The sequence below is a fragment of the Candidatus Kuenenia sp. genome (assembly GCF_039794105.1).
GTDB lineage: Bacteria > Planctomycetota > Brocadiia > Brocadiales > Brocadiaceae > Kuenenia.
Genome location: NZ_JBDIWA010000035.1, coordinates 1 through 26843 on the forward strand (window position 1 = coordinate 1; position 26843 = coordinate 26843).

Annotated in this window: 17 protein-coding genes, 1 tRNA gene and 1 pseudogene; 5 read left to right on the forward strand and 14 right to left on the reverse strand. The window is 42.7% G+C overall.

The genetic code is table 11. The features are described 5' to 3' along the window. The 6 genes from ABJL82_RS13720 to topA all read right to left on the reverse strand — a co-directional run. Nucleotides 1–529 (reverse strand): NAD(P)H-dependent oxidoreductase subunit E (locus tag ABJL82_RS13720; RefSeq protein WP_347275264.1); only part of this gene is annotated, 529 nt, incomplete at its 3' end. Between the two features lie 85 nt (nt 530–614). Next, entirely contained in the window at nt 615–1085 is a 471-nt protein-coding gene (nuoE, locus tag ABJL82_RS13725; protein WP_347275265.1) for an NADH-quinone oxidoreductase subunit NuoE, read from the reverse strand. A gap of 85 nt (nt 1086–1170) precedes the next feature. Further along, on the reverse strand, nt 1171–1482 hold the full coding sequence (locus tag ABJL82_RS13730; protein ID WP_347275266.1) for a P-II family nitrogen regulator: 312 nt from the start codon (nt 1480–1482) through the stop codon (nt 1171–1173). A gap of 8 nt (nt 1483–1490) precedes the next feature. Continuing rightward, nucleotides 1491–2489 carry a sodium-dependent bicarbonate transport family permease gene (locus ABJL82_RS13735; RefSeq protein ID WP_347275267.1) on the reverse strand — a complete coding sequence of 333 codons (999 nt, stop codon included), beginning with the start codon at nt 2487–2489 and terminating at the stop codon, nt 1491–1493. Between the two features lie 321 nt (nt 2490–2810). Then, on the reverse strand, nt 2811–3179 hold the full coding sequence (locus ABJL82_RS13740; protein WP_347275268.1) for a DUF2294 domain-containing protein: 369 nt from the start codon (nt 3177–3179) through the stop codon (nt 2811–2813). 11 nt (nt 3180–3190) lie between these two features. Beyond that, nucleotides 3191–5491 carry a type I DNA topoisomerase gene (topA, locus tag ABJL82_RS13745; RefSeq protein WP_347275269.1) on the reverse strand — a complete coding sequence of 767 codons (2301 nt, stop codon included), beginning with the start codon at nt 5489–5491 and terminating at the stop codon, nt 3191–3193. Nucleotides 5492–5883: 392 nt separating this feature from the next. Here topA and rpsT point away from each other — a divergent pair, with 392 nt between their 5' ends. After that, nucleotides 5884–6168: a 30S ribosomal protein S20 gene (gene rpsT / locus ABJL82_RS13750; RefSeq protein WP_347275270.1), complete on the forward strand. Its 285-nt coding sequence runs from the start codon at nt 5884–5886 to the stop codon at nt 6166–6168. 339 nt (nt 6169–6507) lie between these two features. Here rpsT and ABJL82_RS13755 read toward each other — a convergent pair whose 3' ends face one another. The 5 genes from ABJL82_RS13755 to ABJL82_RS13775 form a co-directional block, all read right to left on the reverse strand. After that, a complete protein-coding gene (locus ABJL82_RS13755) occupies nt 6508–8634 on the reverse strand; it encodes a BatA domain-containing protein (protein ID WP_347275271.1) in 2127 nt (708 codons plus the stop codon). 107 nt (nt 8635–8741) lie between these two features. Next, nucleotides 8742–9155: a PIN domain-containing protein gene (locus ABJL82_RS13760; RefSeq protein ID WP_347275272.1), complete on the reverse strand. Its 414-nt coding sequence runs from the start codon at nt 9153–9155 to the stop codon at nt 8742–8744. Then, nucleotides 9133–9348, reverse strand: a complete 216-nt coding sequence (locus ABJL82_RS13765) for a type II toxin-antitoxin system VapB family antitoxin (RefSeq protein WP_347275273.1) — start codon at nt 9346–9348, stop codon at nt 9133–9135. Before ABJL82_RS13765 ends, ABJL82_RS13760 begins: the two co-directional genes overlap by 23 nt. 524 nt (nt 9349–9872) lie before the next feature. Next, nucleotides 9873–14675: a glycosyltransferase gene (locus ABJL82_RS13770; RefSeq protein ID WP_347275274.1), complete on the reverse strand. Its 4803-nt coding sequence runs from the start codon at nt 14673–14675 to the stop codon at nt 9873–9875. 79 nt (nt 14676–14754) lie between these two features. Beyond that, nucleotides 14755–14919 (reverse strand): Rpn family recombination-promoting nuclease/putative transposase, encoded by a 165-nt coding sequence (locus ABJL82_RS13775; protein WP_347275275.1) that lies wholly within the window; start codon nt 14917–14919, stop codon nt 14755–14757. Nucleotides 14920–15939: 1020 nt separating this feature from the next. On the opposite strand from ABJL82_RS13775, the gene ABJL82_RS13780 reads away from it, so the two are divergent. Genes ABJL82_RS13780 through ABJL82_RS13790 form a run of 3 tightly spaced genes read left to right on the forward strand, consistent with a single transcriptional unit; the run spans nt 15940 to nt 23062 of the window. After that, complete coding sequence (locus ABJL82_RS13780; protein WP_347275276.1) at nt 15940–18255, forward strand: class I SAM-dependent DNA methyltransferase; 2316 nt, start codon at nt 15940–15942, stop codon at nt 18253–18255. Continuing rightward, entirely contained in the window at nt 18255–19556 is a 1302-nt protein-coding gene (locus tag ABJL82_RS13785) for a restriction endonuclease subunit S (RefSeq protein WP_347275277.1), read from the forward strand. Before ABJL82_RS13780 ends, ABJL82_RS13785 begins: the two co-directional genes overlap by 1 nt. After that, complete coding sequence (locus ABJL82_RS13790) at nt 19553–23062, forward strand: RNA-binding domain-containing protein (protein WP_347275278.1); 3510 nt, start codon at nt 19553–19555, stop codon at nt 23060–23062. Before ABJL82_RS13785 ends, ABJL82_RS13790 begins: the two co-directional genes overlap by 4 nt. A 130-nt stretch (nt 23063–23192) precedes the next feature. Here ABJL82_RS13790 and ABJL82_RS13795 read toward each other — a convergent pair whose 3' ends face one another. Further along, nucleotides 23193–23417, reverse strand: coding sequence for a DUF433 domain-containing protein (locus tag ABJL82_RS13795; protein WP_347275279.1), 225 nt, complete (start codon nt 23415–23417; stop codon nt 23193–23195). A gap of 47 nt (nt 23418–23464) precedes the next feature. On the opposite strand from ABJL82_RS13795, the pseudogene ABJL82_RS13800 reads away from it, so the two are divergent. Continuing rightward, nucleotides 23465–23842, forward strand: a pseudogene (locus ABJL82_RS13800) (Na+/H+ antiporter NhaA); the annotation flags it as partial. A gap of 348 nt (nt 23843–24190) precedes the next feature. Here the strand turns inward: ABJL82_RS13800 and ABJL82_RS13805 are convergent. Then, nucleotides 24191–24265, reverse strand: a tRNA-Pro gene (locus ABJL82_RS13805). 333 nt (nt 24266–24598) lie between these two features. Then, the gene (locus tag ABJL82_RS13810; protein ID WP_347275280.1) at nt 24599–26839 is read right to left on the reverse strand and encodes a hypothetical protein; all 2241 of its coding nucleotides are present in this window, start codon (nt 26837–26839) and stop codon (nt 24599–24601) included. Nucleotides 26840–26843 lie beyond the last annotated feature (4 nt).

The following is a 26843-nucleotide window of genomic DNA, read 5'->3' on the forward strand; positions in this document are numbered from 1 at the left end:
CCTCTTCAATTACTTTGTCAGGGGACATGCCGGAAAGTACTTTCTCAATGGCGGCATACCCATTCCTCAAAATGTATTCACTTATCTTTTTCGGGTCGATTACCCCGCAGTTCCTTAATACAATCTTTTTCTGCTTTTTGTAAAAGGATATGTCTTTCCGGTAGGGAACCCTTTTTCCATCTTCCGTGCAGCAGAGCCTTTCAATGATTTCCCCTTTAAGGACTGTCCTGGAAACAATCTCATGCACGTCGCTCTCACTAACCCTGCCGTAAAATACCCCCATCGGCTCTACCGTTACTACGGGCGCCCTTGTGCACAATCCCTGACAGCCGGTATCCACCACTTCCACCCTGTCTTTAAGGGACTGCATCTCAATCTCCGCCTGAAAGGTTTTGTACACTTCCCAGGCCCCCAATGCCCTGCAGCCTGTCGTACAGATTAAAATACGTATCTTCTCCCCGTTGCTTTTTTCCGATTCCAAAGATTTTCTGTACCTTTTCAGGGCGTCACCGCTATTCAATTTTTCCATTAACACTTCTCCTTATAGAAATGTTGAATTTTGAATTCTGAATTTTAAATTAATTTAAAATTTAACATTTAAAATCTAAAATTCCCTAATAACTCTTGAGAATTTCCTCGGTTTTTTCTTCAGTTAATTTCCCATAATAGCGGTCGTCTATCATCATTACAGGCGCCAAAAAACATGTGCCTAAACATGCCACCGTTTTATGGGTAAATTTATAGTCAGGTGTGGTTTCGCCCTCTTCTACCTGCAGGACGTCTGCTATTTTCTCCCCGATATCCGGGGCGCCCTTTATGTGGCAGGCAGTACCGGCGCACAGCCTGATGGTATGTTTTCCGCGGGGTACCAGCGAAAATTGCGCATAAAAGGTCACTACTCCGTATATCCTGCTCAGCGGTATGCCCGTCCGCGCCGACACTTCTTCCATCGCCGCCATGGGCAAATATCCGTACTCCTCCTGCATCTCCTGCAATATCGGAATTAAATCGTTTGACGCTGCACGGGAAAGAATCGAATGACATTTGTCTAAATTAACTGATAATGTATTTGCTTCGTCCGACATAATTCCCTCTCCTTGCATTTATAAATGGTAATAAAGAAAATGTAAACGTTTGATAGTTATATAAAACACCGTAAATCACGCGCTATCACGGTGCGGGAGAATGGCCAGATATCACAATAGCATCAGAAACAATACAAATTCCGCCAAACTTCCTTTTAATTGACATTATTGCTTCTGCTATTTTATGCGCCTCGATATCATTGCAAATGACCATTATGTAACTATTTTTTAAGAGATCAGTGACTTCGTCTCCCATCCTCTTCCCCCGGCCTCCTTTTCCAATCACATCTCTTATTATAGTATAGCCGGAAACCCCAATCTCATCCAGAAGTTCTATTACCGTCTTAATCTCCACGGAATCAGTGACAATTTCAACTTTTTTTCTATGTTTTATCATGTTCCTGTTTATTTCCAAAATAGAGTGATTATGTAAAAATACAGCGGGATGCCAACGATAATATTAAAAGGAAATGTTATTGCCAGAGCCATGGGAACATACAGGCTCGGATTTGCCTCCGGAACGGACAATCTCATTGCCGCAGGAACAGCAATATACGACGCGCTGGCGCAAAGAACCGAAAATACCAACGCATCCGACTGGCTTAAGCCAATGAGTCTCGCTATGAAAATACCAATGCATGCATTGATGACAGGAATTACCACCCCAAAAGCAGGAAGGAAGAGGCCTGTATTCTTTACGTCTCCAATCCTTTTTGCGGCAATAAGCCCCATATCGAGCAGGAAAAAACTCAACATTCCTTTAAATATGTCTTTTGCAAAAGGGCTTAAGGTGTCCCACCCTTTCTCGCCTGAAACCAGGCCTATTACCAAGCTGCCTGTTATAAGCAGCACCGAGCCGTTCAGAAACGCCTCATGCAAGACCTTCCCCCAGGAAAAACCATAAGGTTCCGGCACTAAACTTCCTTCTTTTTTTTCTTTTTTTTCAAATAATTTGTAAAGCACGATGCCAATAACAATTGCCGGAGATTCCATAAGCGCCAGCGCTGCCACCATATATCCTCCGGATTCCGCCAGGCCGGATGTTTCAAGAAAAGTAATGGCGGTAATAAACGTCACTGCACTGATAGAGCCATATGTAGCGGCAATTGCAGCGGCATTAGCAACGTCCAGCTTGATCTTTAAAATAAAAAAGGTATACACCGGAACAAGCGCCGCCATGAGTATCGCAGCGCCAAGGGTTATGATAACCGCATGGTTGATGCCTGTCTTGTTTAATTCTACTCCGCCGTGAAATCCTATGGCAAGAAGCAAATAAAGCGAAAAAAGTTTGGGTAAAGGGTCGGGAATTTTAAGGTCTGATTTGCAAAATGATGCAATCATACCCAGGAAGAAAAACAAGACCGGAGGATGCAACAAATTATCGATAATAATAGAAACATTCACTTGCATTCTCCATTTTCTTAACTTAAATATCGCAAATAGGAAAAACCCAAAAAAAAAAGCCGCACAACGATATAGCTTTGTCATTGTGCGGCCTATCCATTGACAGACGATAAAAAAAATCGCCCCTCAAGTTTCTGCCCCGAAATCGGTTTAAAAGTATACTGATGCTATATGAAAATTCTATGAAGTCAAGAAAAAATAATAGCGCCAAAATGGAGTATCCCTTTACGAATTTTATTAGTGGTAGGCATAAACAAAAAGGCATTTTGCGGCAGGGGGAAAACCCGTTTCTCTCTGTAAATTATCGTGTTGCACTTCTTTTTATTCCAGCTTTGGCGGAGAATCCAGGGTAAATAAAACAATTTTTTCTCCTGTTCTGGTGCTGATATCGGTATGTAAGCTTATTGTTTTTTGATTTGTAATGGATTCCACAACGGCTTCCAAAAGCGGCCGTCCTTTTTCCAGCAAGGCAATTCTCATCTGCTTTATCAATGTTCTTCCATTGGCAATGTCTACAGGATTGGCAAGCTGGTACTCTGCTTTTGTAAGAACACCTTTCAGCCTGACCAAAACCAAATCATCAACAATATAGGTTTTTGCTTCCAATGGGCCCCTGCCCATGTATTCTTTTTCGAACCTAATGATTGCTTCACTGATTTCAGCTTCTATTTGCCCTTTGGTTTTTTTCATAATACTTCTTTCTAATTTTCACTTGATGGTTCTTCGCTGGTAATAGGCAGCTCTTTTGAAATATAATCGCAATCAGGGTATTTGCTGCATCCGAAAAATATGCCGCCTTTTTTTGAATAACGTTGTATTAAGTCTCCACCGCATTCATCTCTTGGGCATTTTATACCGGTAGGGAGGGATTTTATATTTCTGCATTTTGGATAGCCGGAGCATCCCATAAATCTTCCTTTTTTGCTGAACCGGATAACCATCGGACTTCCGCATTTTTCACATTTTTCGTCTGTAGGCTCAACCTTTGTGGTTTCTCCCGTCAGAGATTTTGTGTTTTTACAATTAGGATATGCTGAACAAGCCATGAATTTCCCATGGCGACTGGTTTTGATAATCATAGGGCTGCCGCATTTTTCACAAACCTGATCAGACGTCTCCGGTGGCACTGCCTCACCTTTTTCATCTAATGGCGTCGTATTCTTACATTCCGGAAATGCCGAACAGCCTAGGAATTTCCCATGCCTTCCCCATCTGATTACCATGGGTTTACTGCACAGATTACAAATCCGGTCGCTTTCCTCCGGGGTTCCTTTTACGCTTTTCATTTCGCCAATAGCTTTTTCCAAATCGACCTTAAAGGGTTCGTAAAACTCCTTCAACACGGTCAGCCAATCAATTTTTTTATCCTCAATCTTATCCAATTCGTCTTCCATGTGTGAGGTAAAATTTACATCCATTATTTTTTGAAAATGTTCTACCAGCTTTTCGGTAACCAATATCCCCAGTTCTGTTGCATAAAAAGCCCGTTTCTCCTGTTTCACATATCCGCGGTCCTGAATGGTTGAAATAATCGTGGCATAGGTACTTGGCCTTCCTATCCCCATTTTTTCGAGTGTCTTTACCAGAGACGCTTCTGAATAACGTGGCGGAGGCTGGGTAAAGTGTTGTGTTGTCAGAAGTTGTATTAATTCAAGGACAAGGTCTTTCTCCAGCGGCGGTAGTATTTGCTCCTCCCGGTCAACTTCGTGCCCGGAAATAAGTGTATGCCCGTCAAATAGCAATTCCCTGCCCCTTGTCTTAAAAATGTATTGGTTGGAAGTAATTTCCACGTCAGTAATCGCATATAGCGCCGGTTTCATTTGGCTTGCAACGAATCTCTTCCATATAAGTTCATACAGTTTATGCTGGTCCTTTGTAAGAAACTGTTTTATGGATTCAGGGGTATATTCCAGATATGTCGGCCTTACCGCCTCATGCGCGCCCTGTGTGCCTTTTTTATTAGAGGCATATATATTGGATTTTTCCGGGAGATAGTCTTTCCCGTAATTGCCTTCGATAAAGTTTCTGCATGACGTTAATGCCTGGTCTGAAACATGGAAAGAATCTGTCCTCATATAGGTGATTAATCCCACCGGACCCTCGGCGCCAACATCAATGCCCTCATAAAGTTGTTGCGCAATTAACATGGTTTTTTTTGCGCTGAACTGCAAACGAGTGGACGCCTGTTGTTGTAAAAGGCTTGTAGTAAATGGAGGGGGCGCATTATTGCGTTTTGTTTGTTTCTTTATGTTTGTAATAATAAATGAGGCATTTTGCAGTTTTTCGGTAATTTCCTTTGCCTGCTGTTCGTTTTTTATTTCTATATTTTTGTCTTCTAATTTTTGCAGAAGGGCCTTGAATGGTTTGATATCGTCAGGTTTTTTATCCGGGGAGATGGTCTTTAGCTCTGCGGTTATTTTCCAATATTCCTGGGGTTTGAATTCGTTGATTTCTTTCTCGCGTTCTACAATAAGCCTGACAGCAACGGATTGAACACGGCCTGCGCTTAATCTTTTAGAGATTTTTTTCCACAGAAGAGGGCTTATTTTATAGCCAACAATGCGATCAAGTATTCTTCGGGCCTGTTGCGCATTTACCTTTTCCATATTAATTGGGCCATATTGTTTAAAGGCTTCCTGGATAGCGTCTTTTGTAATTTCGTTAAAGGTAACGCGGCGTATTTTTTCAGGGGGGATATCCAGCGCCTTGTATAAGTGCCAAGCAATCGCTTCTCCCTCGCGGTCAAGATCGGAAGCCAGATAAACAGTGCTGGCCTTTTTGGAATCGCTGATTAATTCATCGATCAATTTTTTCCTGCTTGGTATTACTTTATATTCCGGGGTAAAGTCGTTTTCAATATCTACGGAGAGTTTTTTCGCAGGAAGGTCCCGTACGTGACCCATGGAGGATTTCACGAAGAAAGAAGAATCGAGGAACTTGCTTATGGTTTTAGCTTTCGCAGGTGATTCAACAATTACCAGGTTTGTTTTAGACTTGGCCATTAGGATACCTCTGAAAATAAGAAAAATTTAAACAGGATGGACAATTTGTGTCAAGATATTTTTAAATCGTTGTTCATTATCCTTCGTTTTGCAGGTTCTTTTCAGAAATTTAATGGCAAAACGCTTGTTTAACAGAGGTCAAAAACCAGAAGTCGGAAGTCGGAAGTCAGACACCAGACTTCAGACCTCTGACTTCTGACCTCTGACCTCTGACCTCCGACTTCTGACCTCTGACCTCCGACCTCCGGCTTTTGAAATCTTATTTGTTTGACTATACATTTTCCAGTGTTTTACTATTGACATTATGTTATGAGTTAAATAAAGTATATTCCTGTGAAAATCAAAACAATTTATTTTTCTTTCGTATTTAAGTGAAGAATAGGGAGGGTGTAATGCCAACAACAAGCTCTGCGAAAAAAAGACTGCGGCAGGATGAGACTCGCAATTTAATTAACAAGTCAAGGAAAACCGCGTTAAAGACCCAGGTAAAAAGGTTTTTAACGGCGTTACAAAGCAAAGATATTCAAGCCGCTGAAGCAGAATATCGCCTGACCGCAAAGAAAATGGACAAAGGCGCAGCAAAAGGCATTTTGCATAAAAACAATGCAAGCAGAAAAAAGTCTCGTTATGCAAAAAAACTAAACGATTTAAAAGCATCTGCAAAACAAGGCGGTTAACCGGGTAATAAACAATGAAAGCCTCAAGCAGATAAACTGCGGCAATATACAAAGCCAGAACTAAACAAACACGGAATAAAAAATACGAAATACGAAACAAATTCAAAAATACAAAATCCCAATGAAAAAAAACCGGGTTTTGTACATTTCCCCTACTCGTTTCCAAACTCTGTTTGGAAACGCAATTGCCTCGAAACTCTGTTTCGAGTATACAGATACGAAACAGAGTTTCATATACACTGGTGTTCCCAAATAGAGCTTGAGAACAAGCAGAAATCCGCTTCCTTACCCCTTCCAAAGTGAGAGAATGCCTCTGGCTGGTGCGGTGATTGTTACTCCTCATTTTCTTGAAATAAATGATTCCGCCACAAGAATGCCGAGCACAAGCAATAAGAGAACGCCCCAGAGGGTCGTTTTCGCTTCACCCCTAACCACTTCACGCCGCTCGCCTGAACGGGAAGACCTTACCATCACATTCGTTTCTCCCATAAGCGCGGTAATTTCTTTTTCCCCGATCTTTTCAAGATTGGACTCCGATGCGTCAACATTCACCGGGAAGTAAAAAAGGTTCTGCGGTTGCGATGTATCATTGATAAGAAACGAATACACGCCCGGCAAATGGGTTTCATGGTAAACAAAATATTTTTCATTATTCATCACTTGTGGCGGTAAAAGGGTTTTTACCCCCCCCGGATTGGTTATTTCCAAATTGCCGGCATCGTATGGGACTGGAAATTGCCAGTTTTGCTCCACAAGAATTTCTTGTTTGGTTTCACCTGTCGCACTGCCGGATATATACCGGCAAAGCTGCTGAATAAGGGGAACAAAAAGAGGTTTTACCGGTAAGTCCGTCCAATCTCTGTCGATAGAGGAGGCTATGAGCGCCACCCTTCCCTTGCCAACCTGCCTTTCTATAATGGCAGGAGTATTGTCGGAAAAGGAAAGCACCGTTTTCGCTCCTTCCAAAGGGGCAGGCTCTACATAAAAAACCTGATGAAAGTTGACCGATGTCAACATATTAATATGCGTTTCGGATAGAAAACGCATTGCCGGATGCATTACCCCGGATATCTTTAGACTAAGCGGCTGTTCCTCCGTAATCAGTACATTCCCGGTAAAGATTTTTTTTGTGTAAAGCCGGTGCGGAAGCAGCACCTCAAATGAATCGTTGTAATAACGGCCTTCTACCTTATCGCCGAGTGAAAAAACGACTGCCCCGCCGTCTTTTACAAACCTTTCCAACTCCTCTACCTTTTCATAGGGCAGCATTTCAACATTACACAAAAAGACAATGTCAAAGTCTTCAAATACCATACCCTCCACTTCATGTATTGAACAAATGACCGGCTTGAGCGAGGAAACGTGGCCACGCGCCGGGTTTAAGGCTTTTTCCAGATAAAATGTTTCGCTTTCATAGATATTTGTTTTGGGGTCTCCGTCAATTAACAACACCTCAAGTTTTTGTTCCTCATTAATGGCAAAATACCGTTTATTATCAACAATTAAATTATCTTCGGGGATTTCAATCCAGCCAAAGTGATTGCCTTTCTCCACCTTGAAGCTAAATTCTTTTACTTCCTGGGAATACGCCTCAATATTGAAAAATCCCTGTACCACTTTTTTTTGGTCTACATATACCTGCGCTAATAGATTTTTTATTTTTACCGGCGAATAATTAGAAACTGTTACCTTAAAAGATACGTCTCCACCCTTATTGAACACATTGTTTTGAAATTCCAGTCCCGTAATAGCAATATTCCCATAGTCCTTTCCTTCTGATACATTTATTATGTGAACGCCGGTGATATTATTTTGCAATTTTTGCTGTCCGTCATGAAACCATTTAATATCCCAGCCATTTCGCGTTAGATCGGTAATAATAAATATCTGTTTAATGGGCGTTTCATCGGCCATCAATATTCCAATTGCCCTGTCCAGGGCGGACGTAATATGTGTGGTTGAATACCCGGGGCGTAAATTTTCGATGACCGTAAGGAGGTTTTCTTTATCATATTCAAGTTCAGGCACAATCATTGAATTTGCCAGCGAACAGCCAATGACGGCCGCCTTATCATCCTTCGTTAATTGCCCGATAATATTCCTTGCCGTATTTTTGGCAGCATGGAAAAGGGGTTTGCCTTTTTCCGCATATTGCATACTGTAAGAATCATCAACAATTATAACATTACTGGTGGGATTTTTTTCGTCGTCACCGCCGCCAATATTTTTGACAAAGGGCCTGGCAAGCGCCATGGCAAGAAAGGCAAACAAACATGCCCTGAGAATAAGGAGTATCAACTGCCGGAGTTTGAATTTTACATAAATACGTTTATTGGATTGGAGTAAGAAATCTATCGCCGCGAATCTATGGGATATCGCCTTCTTTTTATTGAAGAGGTGGATGATAACAGGTATACAAGCGCCCAGGACGCCAACTAATAAAAGCGGATTGAGAAAGGAAATCATGTAAAAATTCTACCATATGCTCCGGAGAAAATGAAGGAGAAAAGCATTGCATGCTTTTTATCGGAAGGGTTCAGGGTTTATGGTTAATATTATTCATTATTTCATTCTTAAACAGCCAAATATCTGAAATCCAATACTTCATTTATCAGTTTAAAATCCTTTTCATTCTTTGTCACTAGAATAGCACCAATGTCTCTTACTGATACCGCAATAAGGATATCGGCAAGAAGATTACGAATTCTTAAGGAATCAATCTTTTTGTCTCTTCTTAATTTTAGCATTACATCTCCTGTGACATACCATTGTTTTTCACTTACGCTTATTACTGTGAAATTCTTTTTTATCTGTTCGATGAGCTTTTTTCCCTTTTTGTCAAAAGACCCTGAAAGCAATTCCATCAAAACTACAGCGCTGAATGTGATGTGATAATACTTATTCAGATTTATAAATATATCCTGAACAGTACCTTTCCTGAAATGCTCAACGAGAAAAGACGTATCAGGAACTGCCTTTTGCCTCATTTATTCCCTCGAAATGAAACTTACCGCCTGTTCGTTCAATAAACTTTCTCATCTTTTCCTGGTAGATAACCTCGGAAAGCGCTGTTTCTACAGCCTCCGTTTCTGTCTTCGTTTTCAGTATCTTTTGTGCGTCCTTAATCAGGTTTTCATCCAGCCTGAAATGTTTTGCAACTTTTTTTATTACATTCTGCATAGTGGACCTCATAATATAATAGAGAAAATCTCAGCATTAAAAGATATGTATACAATTTATAATATTGTGGCTACAATGTCAAATACAATGAGAAAGTATGAGGCGAGTGGAGCAACGTTCCTGCCCGTGCTAAACACATTGAGTTGTCCAGAAAGTTTTTCTACATGCAACTTCTATACTATATATAATGCAGCGCGACGCACCGCTTCGCTCCACATACTGCATATCAAAGTCGGCATTTGGAACTTTTGCAACATTTTAGTTTTTTGAAAAATTCATGGGATAGAAAAAATACCATGTAGCCCCGTTAGGGGCGGTCTGTTTGTAGCGCAATAAAATTCAATAGGGTAAAATAGCTCCGTAGGAGCGGCCTGTCCGTATTCAGGCAGACCTGTTTAATATGGATTTACAAGAGACAGGTCGCTCCTAATTGTAGAGACATGTTTCAAACCTGTCTCTACGATAGGTAATACGTTTTTCAAAAAACTAAAATGTTACGGTTCCATTGGTATAGAGTACCACCCTTAAGAAAAAAACTTCATTACCTTTTCAAGATTTTGCTGCGCCTCTTTATAGGCGGCGTCTATCGCTAATGCCTTTTCAAAACAGCGCCTTGCTTCGCCGTGCATCTTTTTCTTGTAATAGAGTACGCCTAAATTATTGAACACAGAGGCTTCTTTGCCGTTTAATTCAATAGCCTTTTTAAGGATTGAAATCGCCTCATCCGGTTGATTAATGCCAGCATAAACCAGACCAAGATTATTATATGCGTCGAAAAAGGCGGGATGGTATTCTATGGCTCTTTTATAGGCGTCAATGGCCTCCTGATACGCACCCTTTTGAAATAACCCATCTGCCTTGTTCAATAATTCCATCTCTCCGGGAATACCAGATGTTCGGCTACATGAGCTGTCTTTGATATAACGAAGTACAGGTACTTTTTTCAAATATTCGACACGTTCTTTGATTTTATTTGCCGACATTTCCCATGTCCAATTGTTACGGATATCAGGGCTAATTTCTTTCCCCAGTGTTTGTATTTCCTCAGGATGTTCATAGGCGTAACGCATCTTTGCCTTCAGGTCATTAATATCGACCTCGTAAAACCACAGATTGTCAACCGTTGGCCTGTTTCCCACCCTTTTCTCTTTTGATATCTTTTTGTTTGCCTGTACCAACAGACTGTTATTTTCGTTGCAGAAGTCGAGGCAGGCGCCGCCATTCGTAACGATTGCCGGTATGCCGCACGCCATTGCCTCTAAAATCGGCAAACCAAACCCTTCCCCGCGGTATGGATGGACGAGGGTATCGCAGGCGGTATATAGCCCTACGATTTCATCTTCGGACAGTATTTTCTCAATATATTCAACCTCCGGGACACCTTTCGCCTGTTGTATCCTTTCGATTTCTTTCCGGAAGGTTTGGCCTGCGTAAAACGAGTTTCCCCCCATATCCTTTATAACAAGGCAGACGTCATCCGAACCCTTAAATGTTTCGAGATAAGCCTGCAGGAGGAGGTCGATGCCCTTTCGGTAAATCGTGCCGCCTACAAATAAGAATTTGAATTTCTTCTTTGTTGTCAATGGATACGGCTTCGCTTCCGGATGAAACCTTTCAGGATTAATGCCGTTCGGTATTACAAACACCTTTTCGCCTGGAACACCGCTTTCGATATAGACATTGCGGACGTAATTACCCGGCACCCACAACTCGTCAACGAGTGTTGAAAAAATTGGTATCCATTCACAGGGCAGGCTTCCGAACTCCCACGGCTGGATAATTACCCAGTGTCCTTCCGGGGGAGGTGTAAGATTTGGAGGCCAATGGTGCCGGACGTGAATATCGATCTTGCCGGTAAGCGGTTTGTTCATACACTCAGCAAGCGCTTTAAAACGGGGGTCAGCTTCAGTACCAAACTGATCAGGTTCGTAAGGGAGCAGAGAAACTTCGTAGCCGTCCCTGATAAGTTGTAAACAGAGTTCCCGGTTAATAAGCGCCAGGGAGTGAGTGACAAACTGCGAGCCTTCCCAGACAATGCCAGGTTTTCCCACAGCCGCTTTACCGGAATCACGTTTTATTACAACACCATTCCATTCCTCAGCATACTCTGGCAAGACATGATGGGGGTCATGCAATACGAGCCTTATTGGTTTTTTCTTACTTACGAGATTACGGATAATCGTTTGTTCATAATCTTCATTTGGTGAAATCCCGGTCTCAACCGTTTCCAATGATGGCCGCCATTTTAACTTTTTGGGTGAATCATTCATCATTTTTTTAAATGCATCAACGATCACTTCCGGCAGTAAGTTGTTCATACATTCTATATTACATTTGGTTCTCCAGTAACATGAGAGACATGGGAGTGCTTCATTTCGTATTGGAGTAAAACATTCAGTTTCAGGATTACCTAACAGTTCAGGGCTTGTAAGGCCGCATATTAAAAGTGTTGGTTTACAGCAAAAATTGTGTCCGATATGGAAAAAGGCACTATCGATGGTTATGAATGCGCTACAGTGTGAAGATATGGCGATCTGGTTTCTTAAAGAAATCCGGCGGGACGTACAGTCATAAACGAGGTGATTTTCCTTAGCAAGAGGATCCTTTCCGAACAGGATAAACCGCGCCCCGGCAAATTGCCTGCTCAACAGTGAGATTACCTTTTCCCCGTGGGGATAACTTCTCTTGATATCCTTATCAGTGGTAAAATGAAGGCCAATGAGCATGCCGCCTGACGGTGAAAATGTCCTTACCTCCTTTTGCGCCCATTCCCGTTCTTCCGGTGTGATGGTATATACGATCCCCCTTTGGACAAGCCTGACGCCTGCAATGTTTGCCATGATGTCCATGAGGCCTATGCCGTTGTAATATTCAGGCAGGTTGGCAATAACGTTATTGTAATTGATTATAATGTCGGTTTTCGGAAGGGAAATTGCATTGGCAGTATCGGGCACAAAGGCGGAGACGGCCTGATGGCCGTGAAATACGGCTTCTACAACATGATTTCCTGACAAACAAATCCGGATGTGAGGGTATCTCTTCTTAATCTCCATGACGATAGCAGTCAGATACAGGGCGTCCCCTATGGCGGGAGTACACCGGACAAGAAGCGTGGAGGCGCGTTCGTAGTTCCGATTCCAAAACTGCTCATTGAAAGAGGATTTGAATTGGTTCAGCCTTTTCATACACTTTTCAGCCTTCAGGTAAGTAATTATATTTTGGATTGTACCGGTCAGCATTGTTTTGGAAAAGGCAGCCTCTATTTTTTTGCGGGCTGCCTCACCCATCCTCCGGCAGAGATCCCGGTCTCTAAAAAGCGTCATTACATAGTTCGCGAATTCATCCTCGTTTGCCGCTATGAAACCGTTGACGCCATGTTCTATCGGAGAGCTTGCCGCTATATTTGTAAGGGCTATAGCAGGCACCCCGTATGCCATAGATTCCACAATCTTTATCTGCTGTCCGGTGCCCCCGATAAGCGGGCAGATGGTAAAAGGCGTATGCAGATACAATGATGAGATATCATCAACAAATCCTCTTGAACGGACGCCTGTGGTTGATGGTATCTGTTTTGAGCCGTCGCCTGTTATCTGCAATTCAAATTGCGGTTCATCCTTCAACAACCGGGGCAGTATTTTCATCGCGAAGAAGACATACCCCTGCATATTAAAGAGATTGTCGCCGATAGCGAAAAGAGGTGAGCCGGAATACGTATTCTTCAGGCGCTGCGGCTCATAAGCCATAGGTACATAAAACGGCTTTGTTTGTCCCGTATTGGCCTTTATGCAATTGCGCTCAAATACAGAAAGTGCAATTGTGCCGTCAAACAGGTCATAATGTCTGTATTCAGATTCATCCGCTGATAACTGCCGGCTGCTAAAGTAATCTATATCGGCGATTTGCTCAAAGTCCTTTTTCTTGAAATCCACCAAAAGGGCGTCGGCCATTTTCCGGTTAAGAGTCACAAGGTCATGAACCTCTATCAGTTTTATACGTGACGAAAAGACGGTATTCCTTACAAGACCGGCATAATATGAATAGTTTACCCAGACAACATCAGGATCGAATGAACGGCATACCTCGCTCAATGCATGGCATAAACCCGGTGGCGTAAATATGCCCGATTCGACAAAATTCTTTTTCAGCGCCTTCTTTTCTTCAATGTATTTCTTATCACTGGCTGTGCCGTCATACAGGAACAGTTGTATACGCTGTTTCCTCATTTCGGACACAAACTGTCCGGGCCATTCATTGTCAGGATAGATCCTTGTGGCGAACATGGCAACATCGTAGTTCATACTGTTGAACGCCTCGACGATGGAAAGCGTACGGCGATGCGCTCCGGTTCTAGGCGGAAACGGATTATGAGGTAAAAAGATCAACACCTTCCCGTTCCGTTTTTCATGACTCTTGAACGGCCATATCCGCAGGTGTCTTCTTCCAAGCCATTTTCTGTCAGCGGTAACAGGATGCATCCCCGTTTCCCGCGGGGGAGGGTCCTGAAGTGTAAGGGCGTCTTTCCACTTTTCAACAAACTTCTTCCTGTTGATTTCAAGGTATTTTTTGAAACCGGAAGAAGTATCGTCTCCTGCGGTTATTGATTCATGATGTATAACGACCGAATTGGGCGCATACATGACGGTATATCCTTTTTCCCTTGCCGCAAAGCACAAATCGGTTTCTTCATAATAGGCAGGACTATACCGACTGTCCATCCCCCCGATATCTTCAAATAGATCCTTTCGTACAAGCAGGCATGCCCCGGAACAATAGTCAACCTCACAGTCATCATTGAAGCCCTCTTCGTACGGATTGCCGCCACGCCCGAAGTTTGAGCCGCTGCCGTCGCTGAATATAATGCCCCCGGCTTCCTGCAAACGTCCGTCAGGGTATACAAGTTTTGATCCCACAATCCCGATTTTGCTGTCGGATGCTGCGAGTTTTACCATCGATTCCAGCCAGCCTGGTTGTGGTTCAGTATCGTTGTTAAGAAACACCAGATAATAACCTTTGGCAATCTTTGCGCCCTGATTGCAGGCGCTAGTGAATCCCTTGTTTTCCTGATTAGTAATGACGTCCAGCTTATTCCCCATGTGCTTTAAAAACTCCGGAGTCTCATCAGAGGATGCATTATCTACCACAACAACCTCATAGATATCACCGGGAGTATTTTTGAATAACGCTTCAAGGCATTTCTTTGTATATTCGACCTTATTGAAAACCGGGATAATAATGGAAGCGATAATACCGGATTTATTGCCTTGTGAGGAATGACGTCTTGTTGACTCTTTATCATTCTGATGGAATGAAACGGATGAAGAATTCATGAGAACCTTTTTATTTTGTTATTCCCCATGCTAAAGTATAGGGTTAATGCATGGGCAGATTTTTCAAAAAACCAAGTTGTTACGCTTTATCTATAATATATGAGTTATTATCCTGTGTTAAAGTGGATAAATCCAGCTTTTTCAAAATTTCAGGAGGAAATGTTCCCCGGAGAAAATCGATTATATTTTCCCGGATGGAAAAGGTTTCTTTGAAGAATTTGTCGTGTGGGTTGAAAACCTCCATAAATGAAACCCCTTAGTTTTTTCCCCAGGCGGGTTCAGGTTTGCAACCTGAACCTATGAGTTTATGCGTATAATGGGGTCATGTACTGTGGTAAAAACCCTGTTTGGCATCTGGGATTTATTTGTCATTTTTCTGCTAATAGAAGGCAGGATTGGAAGCATAAAACGTTTGGTTCAGGTTACAAACCTGAACCCGCGAATGTAGTTTCCGGCGCTATTACGTTCCCGAACAGCAGTTTGGGGGGGGGCATTTCCGGTTCTTTGCAAATATTCGCACCTGCCTGTCGGCTGGTAGGTATTGTATCACAAGGATTTTGCTTGATTCACCCTGACAGGGTTGTTTCTTTCTAACCCCATTAACAGTTACAAAAAATCGGGAATGCTCCCCCTTTTCTATGCTTGCCTGTCTTGCCATTGTTTAACATTACACATATCATATAAATATTGTCAATAGTCCAGAGGCGGCCCCATTCTCCCCGTCAAAATTAGACCCCTTCTACAAAAGAAACATCTGCCATCTTTAAATCATATAAACAAGAAAACCTTTTTTTCTATCACAACTGTTCTCCCCTGTTGTCGTGTTTCGCTCCCCCTTCAACTCCGCCCATCGTTCCAGTAAAGATAAATATATGTGGATCATTATCCTTTATGATTTCTCTGTGATTTTTCCTTTCATTTTGCTTGCTTTTTTCATTGGTTTTGATATAAGAATCACACTTAAACAATTACCCTAATTCTGAAAGTAACAAAGTACGTTAACAAGCTGAAAGAAATCTTTCGGGGTGGTGATGCGCTGAAAAAGAGTACGATCAAACACATGATTGATTATATTAATCGTGATAAGTGGGATGATGAAAAAGAAACCTCTGAGAAAAAGTAGGCGGTCTTAAAAAAAGAAAGGCAATTTAAGATTGTCTGTTTTAAATGTTACAAACAGGGTTTGTCTCATTGTTGGTGTCGATGTTGATGTAAAAGAATGACCCCATTACCCTTATCCCATTATAACCATTATAAGGAATTTATGAAAAACCAAGACTTATACAAAAAACAAAGTGACGATATTTGGGAAATCGCAAATCTTTTGCGTGGCCCTTATCGTCCCCCTCAATATCGTCGGGTAATGATTCCGCTAACAGTATTACGTCGTCTCGATTGCGTACTTGAAGCAACAAAAGAAGATGTGTTAAAGGAATACAAGAAACTAACGGACCAGAAGAAACACGATAAAGAAACTATCGAGAAAATAATCAATAAAAAGTTCAACCTGACGTTTCACAACACCAGCAAATTCACCTTTCAAAAAATGCTGGGCGATGCAGACGGCCTTGCAAAAAACCTAAACAACTATATCGCGGGATTTTCGAGCCGCGCACGAGGTATTATCGAAAAATTCAAATTCGACGAAGAGATCGAAAAGCTCGACGAAGCTAATCGCCTATTTGATGTATTCAAAAAAGTTGCCTCACAGGATTTACACCCTGATAAATTTGACAACATGGGCATGGGTTATATCTTCGAAGACCTGGTCAGGCGCTTTAATGAACAAGCCAATGAAGAAGCCGGGGATCACTTTACCCCACGCGAAGTCATTAAGCTTATGGTCAACATCCTTTTCAGCGGCGAAGAACAAATCTACAAAGCTGGTAAGCTGACCAAAATCTATGACCCTACCTGCGGTACCGGCGGCATCCTATCCGTTTCCGAAAACACCATCCTTGAACAAAACGACAAAGCCGAAATGCGCCTCTTCGGCCAGGAATACAATCCCGAATCCTATGCCATCTGCGGTTCCGACCTCATGATCAAAGGCGAGGATGTCAGCAATATCGCCTTTGGCGACACCCTGGGCACCGGTAAAGTGGTGCCCGGTCGGGTCGATGGCGATGGCCACCCCAATGAACGCTTTCACTACATGGCAGCCAATCCACCCTTTGGTGTAGAGTGGAAGCCAGAGCAAGACTATGTGACCGCAGAACACGAAACCGAAAGTTTCCGTGGACGTTTCGGCCCGGGCTTGCCGCGCATCAATGATGGCGCACTGCTATTCCTGCTGCATATGATCTCAAAAATGCAGACCCCACCTGAGCATTACACCCTTGGCCCAATAAAGGGCATCAAAGGCGGAGAAGGTTCTCGTATCGCTATCGTCTTTAATGGCTCACCTTTGTTTACCGGTGATGCAGGCAGCGGCGAAAGCAATATCCGCCGCTATATTATTGAAAATGACATGTTGGATGCCGTCATTGGCTTGCCAGATCAAATGTTTTATAACACTGGTATCTATACCTATATTTGGATCGTCACTAACCGCAAGAATCCAAAACGCCAGGGCAAGGTGCAACTCATCAACGCCACCGATTTCGCATGGAAAATGAAAAAGAGCCTGGGCAACAAACGTAAAAAACTCGGCGAAGGCACAGACGGCGAGCCGGATCATATCACTGCACTCACTAAAATCTATGCCGACTTCAAGCACGACAACACCCGCACCCTGTCGCAAATCAAAACCAATGTGGAGCTTCCCAAAAAAGGCGCGCGCGATCAGGACAAGATTATCTACGTCAGCAAGATATTTAAAAACCAGGAATTCGCCTACCTGAAAATTACCGTAGAACGTCCGCTGCGCTTGAATTTTGCAGTGACTGATGAACGCATCACTGCCTTTTCCAAAAGCGCTTACTTTACCAATCTCGCTGTTAGCCAAAAGCGAAAAAACAAGGCCGCGATGGACAAAGAGATCGTAGCAGGAAAGGCACACCAACAAGCCATTCTCGACGTCCTAAATGATCTGAAACCAGACTTTACAAACGGTGAATTGATAAAAAACCGCAATGTCTTTGAAGATATGCTCAAAAACGCCTTTAGCAATGACAAGCAGTTTAATCAAATTGCAAAGTGGGATGCCGCCTTGAATAAAGCCCTGCTCACACCGGGAGCACTGGCCGAACGTGATAAAACTGCCGATATTTGTACTGATAGCAAAGGTAATCCCGAACCCGACACGGAGCTGCGCGACACCGAAAACGTCCCGCTGCCACTTGACTTGGAACTACCACTGCCTTTGGCCTATGAAAATAAAAAACAAAACAAGGGCAAGGTGGATAAAGATGATCTGCTGGCGTTGGTGCAAGCCCACTGCGAAAACTACTTGAAAAAAGAAGTCTTACCCTATCGCCCCGATGCCTGGATTGACCACAGCAAGATCAAACTGGGTTATGAAATTCCATTTAACCGTCACTTCTATCAATACGAGCCACCACGTGATCTGGCAGAGATCGAAGCCGATATTAAAGGGCTGGAAAAAGAGATTATGGATATGCTGGCGGAGGTGGTTTAGTGAAGTATCCCTTACACCGAAAACTTAAAAATACTAAATATGACTGGATGAGATGCATTCCAGATGATTGGGAAGTTATGAATTTAAATCACGCAGTGCGCATGAAAAGTGGGGAAAATATTACGTCTTTAGAAATTTCACCTGATGGAGAATACCCGGTCTATGGCGGAAATGGTATTCGAGGGTATTTTGATGCCTATACGCATGATGGTGAATTTGTTTTGATTGGACGACAAGGGGCCTTATGCGGAAATATTAAACTTGCCAGTGGAAAGTTTTGGGCATCGGAACACGCTGTTGTTGTTACTCCAGATAGAAAATTGGATATATCTTGGTTAAGTTATTTACTTACAACAATGGATCTGAATCAGTACTCTGTTTCTGCCGCGCAACCAGGCTTATCAGTTGAAAGTATAGGTAAATTAAAAATCCCGTTTCCTGAAAAAAACGAACAGGAAAAAATTGCAAGATTTCTTGATTACAAAACTCAACAAATCGACCAGCTTATCAAAAAGAAAAAAGCCTTAATAGAAAAACTCAACGAACAGCGTATCTCTGTTATCACCCAAGCCGTCACCAAGGGCCTGGACAAAAACGCCAAAATGAAGCCCTCCGGCAAGGAATGGTTGGGCAATGTGCCAGCGCATTGGGAGATAAAGAAATTCCGATATTTGTTCATTTTTGGCAGAGGTCTTGGTATCACTAAATCCGATCTTACAGATGAGGGTGTGCCATGTATTAGCTATGGTGAAATTCATTCAAAATATGGCTTTGAGGTAATACCAGAGCAACATGAGTTAAAATGTGTCTCAGAAACTTATCTTGAGACTGGTAAGGACTCACTATTGAGCGAAGGCGATTTTGTTTTTGCCGATACATCAGAAGATGTGGAAGGTTCAGGTAATTTTTCTTATCTCAATAGCAAAACCCCAATCTTTGCAGGATATCATACAGTAATTGCAAGATTGAAAACAGACGATGATCCTAGATATTTGGCCTATTTGTTTGATTCATTGCCTTATCGGTTTCAAATAAGAAGGAACGTCTCTGGAGTGAAAGTTTTTAGTATTACTCAAGATATTTTAAAGAGTTGTTATGTCTGGCTTCCTCCAAAAAGTGAGCAAAAGAAAATTTCAGATTTTCTTTCAAAGGCAATTTGTCGAATAAATAGAATGGCAGATGCTGCTTGCAAAGCGATAGTATTTTTAGAAGAATATCGATCTGCAATAATTACCGATGCAGTCACAGGAAAAATCGATGTTCGAGATATAAAAATTCCTGCCGCAGAGGATGCAGCATGAAAAAACACACCGAAAATCGACTGGAAGACGCTATTGAATATCAGTTTATTGAAAACGACTGTTATAAAAAGGGTGCATCTGACGATTTTGATACCGAGCGCGCCTTGGAGACAGCTCGCGTGCTTACCTTTATTCAGAAAACTCAAGAAAAGCAATGGCTGGCGTTGAAAGGAATACACGGCAATGATACCGAAAAGGTGGTTCTGGACGACCTGTGTAAAACGCTGGAAACACAGGGAATGCTTAATGTGTTGCGGCATGGTTTTAAATGTTATGGCAAAAAACTCAAGGTCGCCTTTTTTGCGCCAAGCACCAAATTGAACCCCGATACTCTGGCTCAGTACAAAGCCAATACTTTAAGCGTAACCCGTCAGCTTTATTTCTCCGCCAGCAACAAAAAGTCACTGGATATGGTACTGTTCCTCAATGGCCTGCCAGTTGTGACCATGGAACTAAAAAATCCGATGTCCGGCCAGACGGTGGAGGATGCCAAGCACCAGTACAAGGCCGACCGTGACCCCAAGGAAAAACTGTTTGAGTTTAAAAAGCGTGCTCTGGTGCATTTTGCCGTAGACCATGACCTGGTGTTTATGACCACCCGCCTGAGCGGGGCCAAAACCCTCTTTTTGCCGTTTAACCTCGGTTGTGACGGAGGCGCCGGTAATCCGCCTGCAGCAGACGGCGATTATCGAACCGCCTACCTTTGGCGCGAAGTTTTACAGAGCGATAGCCTGATGGATATTCTCAGCCGCTTCATGCATTTTCAGGTGGAAGATAAGAAGGTGATTACGGATAAGGGCGTAAAAAAAATCCGCAAGGAAACTATGATCTTCCCGCGTTACCATCAATTGGACTGTGTGCGCAAGTTGGTAGACCACAGCAAGGCCACCGGCGCGGGGCGGAATTATCTGGTAGAGCACTCCGCCGGTTCAGGTAAGTCCAATTCCATCGCCTGGCTGGCGCACCGTTTGTCCTGCCTGCACGATGCCGACGACAAGAAAATATTCGATTCCGTAGTGGTAATCACTGACCGGCGTGTGTTGGACAAGCAGTTGCAGGACACCATTTATCAGTTTGAGCACAAGCAGGGCGTGGTGCAAAAAATTGATGAAGACACCCGCCAGTTGGTCACGGCCTTATCGACTGGCACACCCATCATCATTTCCACGGTACAAAAATTTCCATTTGTTACGGAGACTATCGACAAGATCAACAAGGAACTGGGTGAAGGGTTGGTCGGGCTTTCTACCAAAGGCAAGCGTTTTGCAGTGATTGTGGATGAGGCGCACAGTTCGCAATCCGGCGAAACAGCGATGGAATTGAAGTATGTTTTGAACAAGGAGGGCATTGAAAAAGCGGCTGCTGAATACGAGGCCATGAGCGATGAAGAAGTGGAAGATGTCGTTATTCAAAACATGATGAAGCGTGGTCGGCAGCCCAATATCAGCTTTTTTGCCTTTACCGCTACACCCAAATACAAAACCAAAAAAATTTTTGACGAGCCTGGGCCTACCGGCGAATCGCCATTTCATAAATATTCCATGCGCCAGGCGATTGAAGAACGCTTTATCCTGGATGTATTGAAAAACTACACCACGTACGAAACCTATTTTCGTATTGTTAAAACGGCGGAAGACGATCCCAATGTCGAGCGTAAGAAGGCAGCCAGGGCGCTGGCCCGTTTTTTAACAATGCACCCCCACAATATCAGTCAAAAAACAGAGGTCATGGTTGAACATTTTCGCACCTACGTACGCCACAAAATTGGCGGCAGGGCCAAAGCCATGGTTGCTACTGATTCTCGACTGGCCGCCGTGAAATATAAATTGAAGTTTGATGAATACTTAAAGGAAAAAGGCTATACCGATATCAAAACCCTGGTGGCATTTTCAGGAACAGTGGTAGACCCGGAATGCCCCGGTAAAAGGTACACTGAAGTTGGCATGAACGGAGGCATCAGCGAACGGGAATTACCGGAAGTATTCGACCACGAGGAATATCGCGTATTGCTGGTCGCAGAAAAATACCAGACCGGTTTCGACCAACCTTTTTTGCATACCATGTATGTCGATAAGCTTCTCTCTGGCATCCAGGCAGTGCAAACTTTATCTCGCCTAAATCGTACTGCGGCTGGCAAGGAAGATACCTTTGTGCTGGATTTCATAAATAAGCGCGAAGACATTTTTAATGCCTTCAAACCTTATTACGAAAATACGAACACGGAGGAACTCACCGATGCACACCACATGTACCGTTTACAGGGACAAATAGAGGAAAAGCACATCCTGAGGGATGAAGAAATCCGCGATTTCAGTGCTATCTATTTTGCACCAAAACGCAAAGAGACAGTTCATGACCATGCCAAAATGAACGGTATACTCGATTTGGCGGTAGAACGCTTCAAAGAATTGGAAGATGATGAGCAGGAAGAAACCAAGAGTTTATTTGTTAACTTCCGTAATATGTATGCGTTTTTATCGCAAGTAATCCCTTATCATGATTCGGATCTGGAAAAGCTATATACCTATCTACGTTTTTTGCTAACGAGGCTGCCAAGGCGACCATCTGGTCCAGCGTATCAACTGGAAAATGAAGTTGAACTTGAATACTACCGCTTACAAATAATCAGCGAGGGGAGTATTGATTTACAAAGAGGCGAAGCACAACCTCTAAAAGGCCCCAGTGATGTTGGCACTGGTAAAAATGTTGATGATGAAATTCGTTTGTCTGAGTTAATTGATATTTTAAACGAGCGCTTTGGAACCAATTTTACAGAAGCGGATCAGCTTTTTTTTGACCAAATAGAAGCCGAGGCAAAAGAAGATGAAAATTTAAGACAAGCAGCAAAAGTTAATTCCATGGCAGATTTTATCGATATCTTCAAAAAGATGTTCGAAGGCTTGGTGATAGACCGCATGGAAGGAAATGAAGATATTTTTCGTCGCTTGATGAGCGATCCGGAATTCAGAAGCCTGGCACAAGACAACCTCGGCCAGAAACTATACAAAACATTGGCGAAAGAGGGATTAAGCGAAGAGGACCAGATTAAACTATTACTTCCAAAGGGCGAGTCCAAAACACTGGAATTTAAGGAGACGTTTTCACTCGATGTCAAAAAAGGCACGAAAGAAAAATATATTGAAAAATCGGTGTTGAAAACTATAGGAGCATTTCTCAATTCAGCAGGTGGCGAGTTGCTAATCGGTGTAAATGATGACGGCAAAGTATTGGGTATAGATGAGGAAATTGCCAAATTTTATAAGAATGATGACAAGTTTATGCTTAATTTTAAAAACCATATTAAGTCAAAAATAGGTGAAGGTTTCTATCCATTGATAGATTATAAATTGATAGAAGTAGACGGAAAAAAGGTGTTGAGAGTAAATTGCGGTATGGCAAATAAACCATGCTTTCTGGAAGATACCGAGTTTTATGTTCGTAGTGGGCCATCGACAGATATGCTGGAAGGGAAAAAACAGCATGAGTATATACAGGAAAGGTTTTGATGATTGCATTAATTATTAAAGACCACGCTAAATGGATTAATACTATGCAAGGACTGTAATTTTAACCTGATCTGATCAATTAGTGTCTTTCCCTGAATGTCTCTGAGAATCCTTATTTCGTGGATTCTCATTATTTCGTTTCCAATTCCAGATATATCTCATTTTTGCAAGATCGGGCTGCATAACGTAAACAGGCATGGATATCCTCACTTGTTAAATGGGGATAATCTTTCAATATCTCTTCTTCCGATACATTGGATGCTAATAGTTCAAGAATAAACTCTACTGTGATTCTTGTACCTTTTATGATAGGTTTTCCTCCAAGCATCTTTGGATTGACGGTGATTCTTTCCATAAGTTTCCTCCCTGATGATTTGATTGAAAGTGGTATATTTGGTATGAGTGGCATTTGGTATACTGCCGCTCTTTGCATTTGCCAACTCGGGAATCATGTTTTCCCGTGAGAGTTTGGAGCATGCGCTCCATCCTGTTCCGATGGGAATTGCATTAGGGTTGTTTATCGGCAAACAAACAGGTGTATTCACTTTCTGCTGGCTGAGTGTGAAGCTTGGTATTGCAAAACTGCCCGGGAATATAAGCTGGAGAAGCTTATACGGCGTTGCGCTGTTATGTGGCGTGGGTTTTACTATGAGTTTATTCATCGGCTCCCTGGCTTTTGAAAATACCGGTGTTAATCTGATGTTCGACGAACGCCTCGGTATAATTGCCGGATCACTGCTTTCCGGTATTGCAGGCTATTTCTTTTTGCGCAACACACTTGCCGTCTCTGAAAAATCCCTGTCATATGCAGATGAGACAGACGAGAATGTACATGTAGGCTATGCAAATGGAAGGATCGCGGTTTTGCCTTCTACAGAACCAATGAAAGCATTGGAAACTGTTGGGTGTTGTGGAAAAGAGGGAGTTTCTCCCAATCGCAACTTAGACACAGCAAACAACAATTAACCAGGCAAGCATGACCATCCAGGAGGGCATTGGGGGTTTTTTATTATACCATAGCAGTCGGCAATCGACAATCCTCAATCCTCAATCGGCAATCGGCAATCGGCAATCTGCCGACTGTGGATTGTGGACTGCTGACTGTTTTCTATGAGGAGATAAAATTGATCGGGGCGACTGGATTTGAACCAGCGACCTCGACGTCCCGAACGTCGCGCTCTAGCCAAGCTGAGCCACGCCCCGCACCATTTATATGTAACACTTTAGTTTTTTGAAAAATTCATGGGATAGAAAAAATACCATGTAGCCCCGTCAGGGGCGGTCTGTTTGTAGCGCAATAAAATTCAATAAGGTAAATAGCTCCGTAGGAGCGGCCTGTCCGTATTCAGGCAGACCTGTTTAATATGACAGGTCGCTCCTAACGGAGCTAATATCTGTTATAATATCCTATTTTGCTACAAACAGGCTGCTCCTACGGAGCTTATCGGTAATACGTTTTTCAAAAGACTAAAATGTTACAAAGTGTTACATTTATATTGATCAAAAACCACTCCAAACATGAGTTTGTAAGGAGTTTTATTTTACCTCAAGTACTATTTTTTTTACAGCAATATTTCCCGCAAGATCGAAGATATTGATGACAACGGTATAATTGCCCTGACGTAGAGGTTCTGTTGTAATTCGAAATGATTCCTGCAGGGAATCAAAAATCCCGTCAACGGGATTGGCAGGCAACCATTCCTGTCCATCGATAGCATATTGAACCTTTACTATCTCACTGTATTCGTCCTGCGCAGAGCCGGTGATAATACCCCTTCCCTCAGGGGTAACATCAGCCGTTATTGGCCCTGCAATTACAGGTTTTGTATTATCAATTATCAAGGGCTGTTGCAATGTTGCTTCCGAACTAAGCGCTGTTTCCGGCGGATTATCGGGATAATCGCCGGCTTCTAATTTGATTTGATACCTTCCATCCGGCAAGCGCAGGGTATCCCATGTATATGAACCCTTGTTTTGATTACTTTTAACAAGTATTTTCCATGTATGCTCGTCCATCCCTTTGTAGGAAACCGTAATCTGCAATGTGTCGTTATTTGTGTCCTCTATTTCCCAAAGAATCTTTTTCTGTGCAATTTCATGGTGTGGTTTTTGAAGGGTTGGCAATTGAGACTTTGCTTCTGCAAAAGAACCATTTTTTGCCTGTAAAGGTTTTTGCGGCGAAGGAACATCCTTTTCTATATCAAACATAATAATATTTGGCGGCTGGTTTTTCGGGAGATAGGACAAAGAGACCCTCTTTAAAGAGGGGGAGATTGCCGCATTTTCCGTTTGCAATGTTGCCCTGTACTGAACAAAACGGGCTGGGGAATTTGTAATTCTTGCCCACGGAGAGGTTTCGGACAAAGACCAGTCACTCCAGGTTGCATCAGGTTTTTCAGAATTTCCCGTTCTTGTTGCCATAGTAATTTTAGTCGATGGCGGTTCTGCGCATGACCATGAAATATTTCCCCATGACGACAGGGATGAAGTATCCAATACATTCGAGAGGAATGTGCCGGATTTCTCATATGCCGGCAATATCTTATACACCCTTCCCTCATTTCCCGAACCGACGTATAACTCGTTACGGTCAGTAATCCGGCAACAAAGCAACTGTCCAACTTCTGCCGCCGCAATACGGATAAACGAAGCATCGCTAAAAATTTTATAGATAGAGGATTCATTTCCCGTCACTACAAAAAGATTTCCTTCTGCATCAAACGCCATATCGAAAATGAATGCCTGTTCTATCTCGAAAATTTTTTCAGCAAACCCTTCTTCGGCAATCTTGTAAATATAATTTGGTTTAACCGGGCTTCCTATCGTTTTGGATTGCAGTCTAACTCTCTGCGAAGGATGTGTTTTCTGTTGAATGTATGCCGTTTTAGCAACGGTTAGTTCATCAGGAATATTGAGGTCCCATGCCTTCCCCTCTTTGAATGGAGATGCAATTACCGTTGTTTCTCCGGTGGTTTTTGCAGTGGGCGCTCTAGGCATTGCCGCCTGAGTGCCAGACGCAGTGCCCGCATATATGTTGCCGGAAGTATCAATTGCAAGACAATGTATTTCCTCCTCTTCCGCATCGTAAAGTACATGGGCATTTCCGTTGTTATCTATTTTATAGATCAGGCCATTTGGTTCTGTCGCTACATATATATTATTGTTTTTATCTAGTACGACGTCTAAAAGATTTGTTTCCGGAGAATCGAAAAGAATAACCGGGCATCCTTCTGGTGAGATTTTAAACAAAAGGCCTTCATCTCCTGTTGCCACAATGAGATTGAAATTGTTGTCTATTTCCATATCCCATATATAGGAAACGGGCAGGCTGCAAAATACCGAACATTCCCCTTCTTTGTTGATTTTATAGATTATGCCCCTTGGCGCAGTACCGGCGTATATATTGCCGTCTTTGCCGGCAATAATACTTTGCACATATAATTCCGGCGCCCTGAATATCTCCGCCGCTTCGGCATTCTCCTTTATGGAGTAAACCGTTGCCGGGTCTCCGGCGCCAATGAATATGCAGTCTTGTTCATTCTGGGTGATTGACCATACGTAGGCATTATCAATGCCCTGAATGGTTTCTATTTGAGGGGAAAGAGATAGCTCCCCTTTGCTGTGGACAGAAATGTTCTGAGAGTCGCCTTTCTTAAAATCGTACTCTGTGGATTGTGACCATGTATGAGTGGTCGTAGCGTTTGCAATTGGGATTGATAGAGAGGAAAAAAGGAATATGGCTATGACTTGCTTACATGATGATAGAATCGTATTCATAATA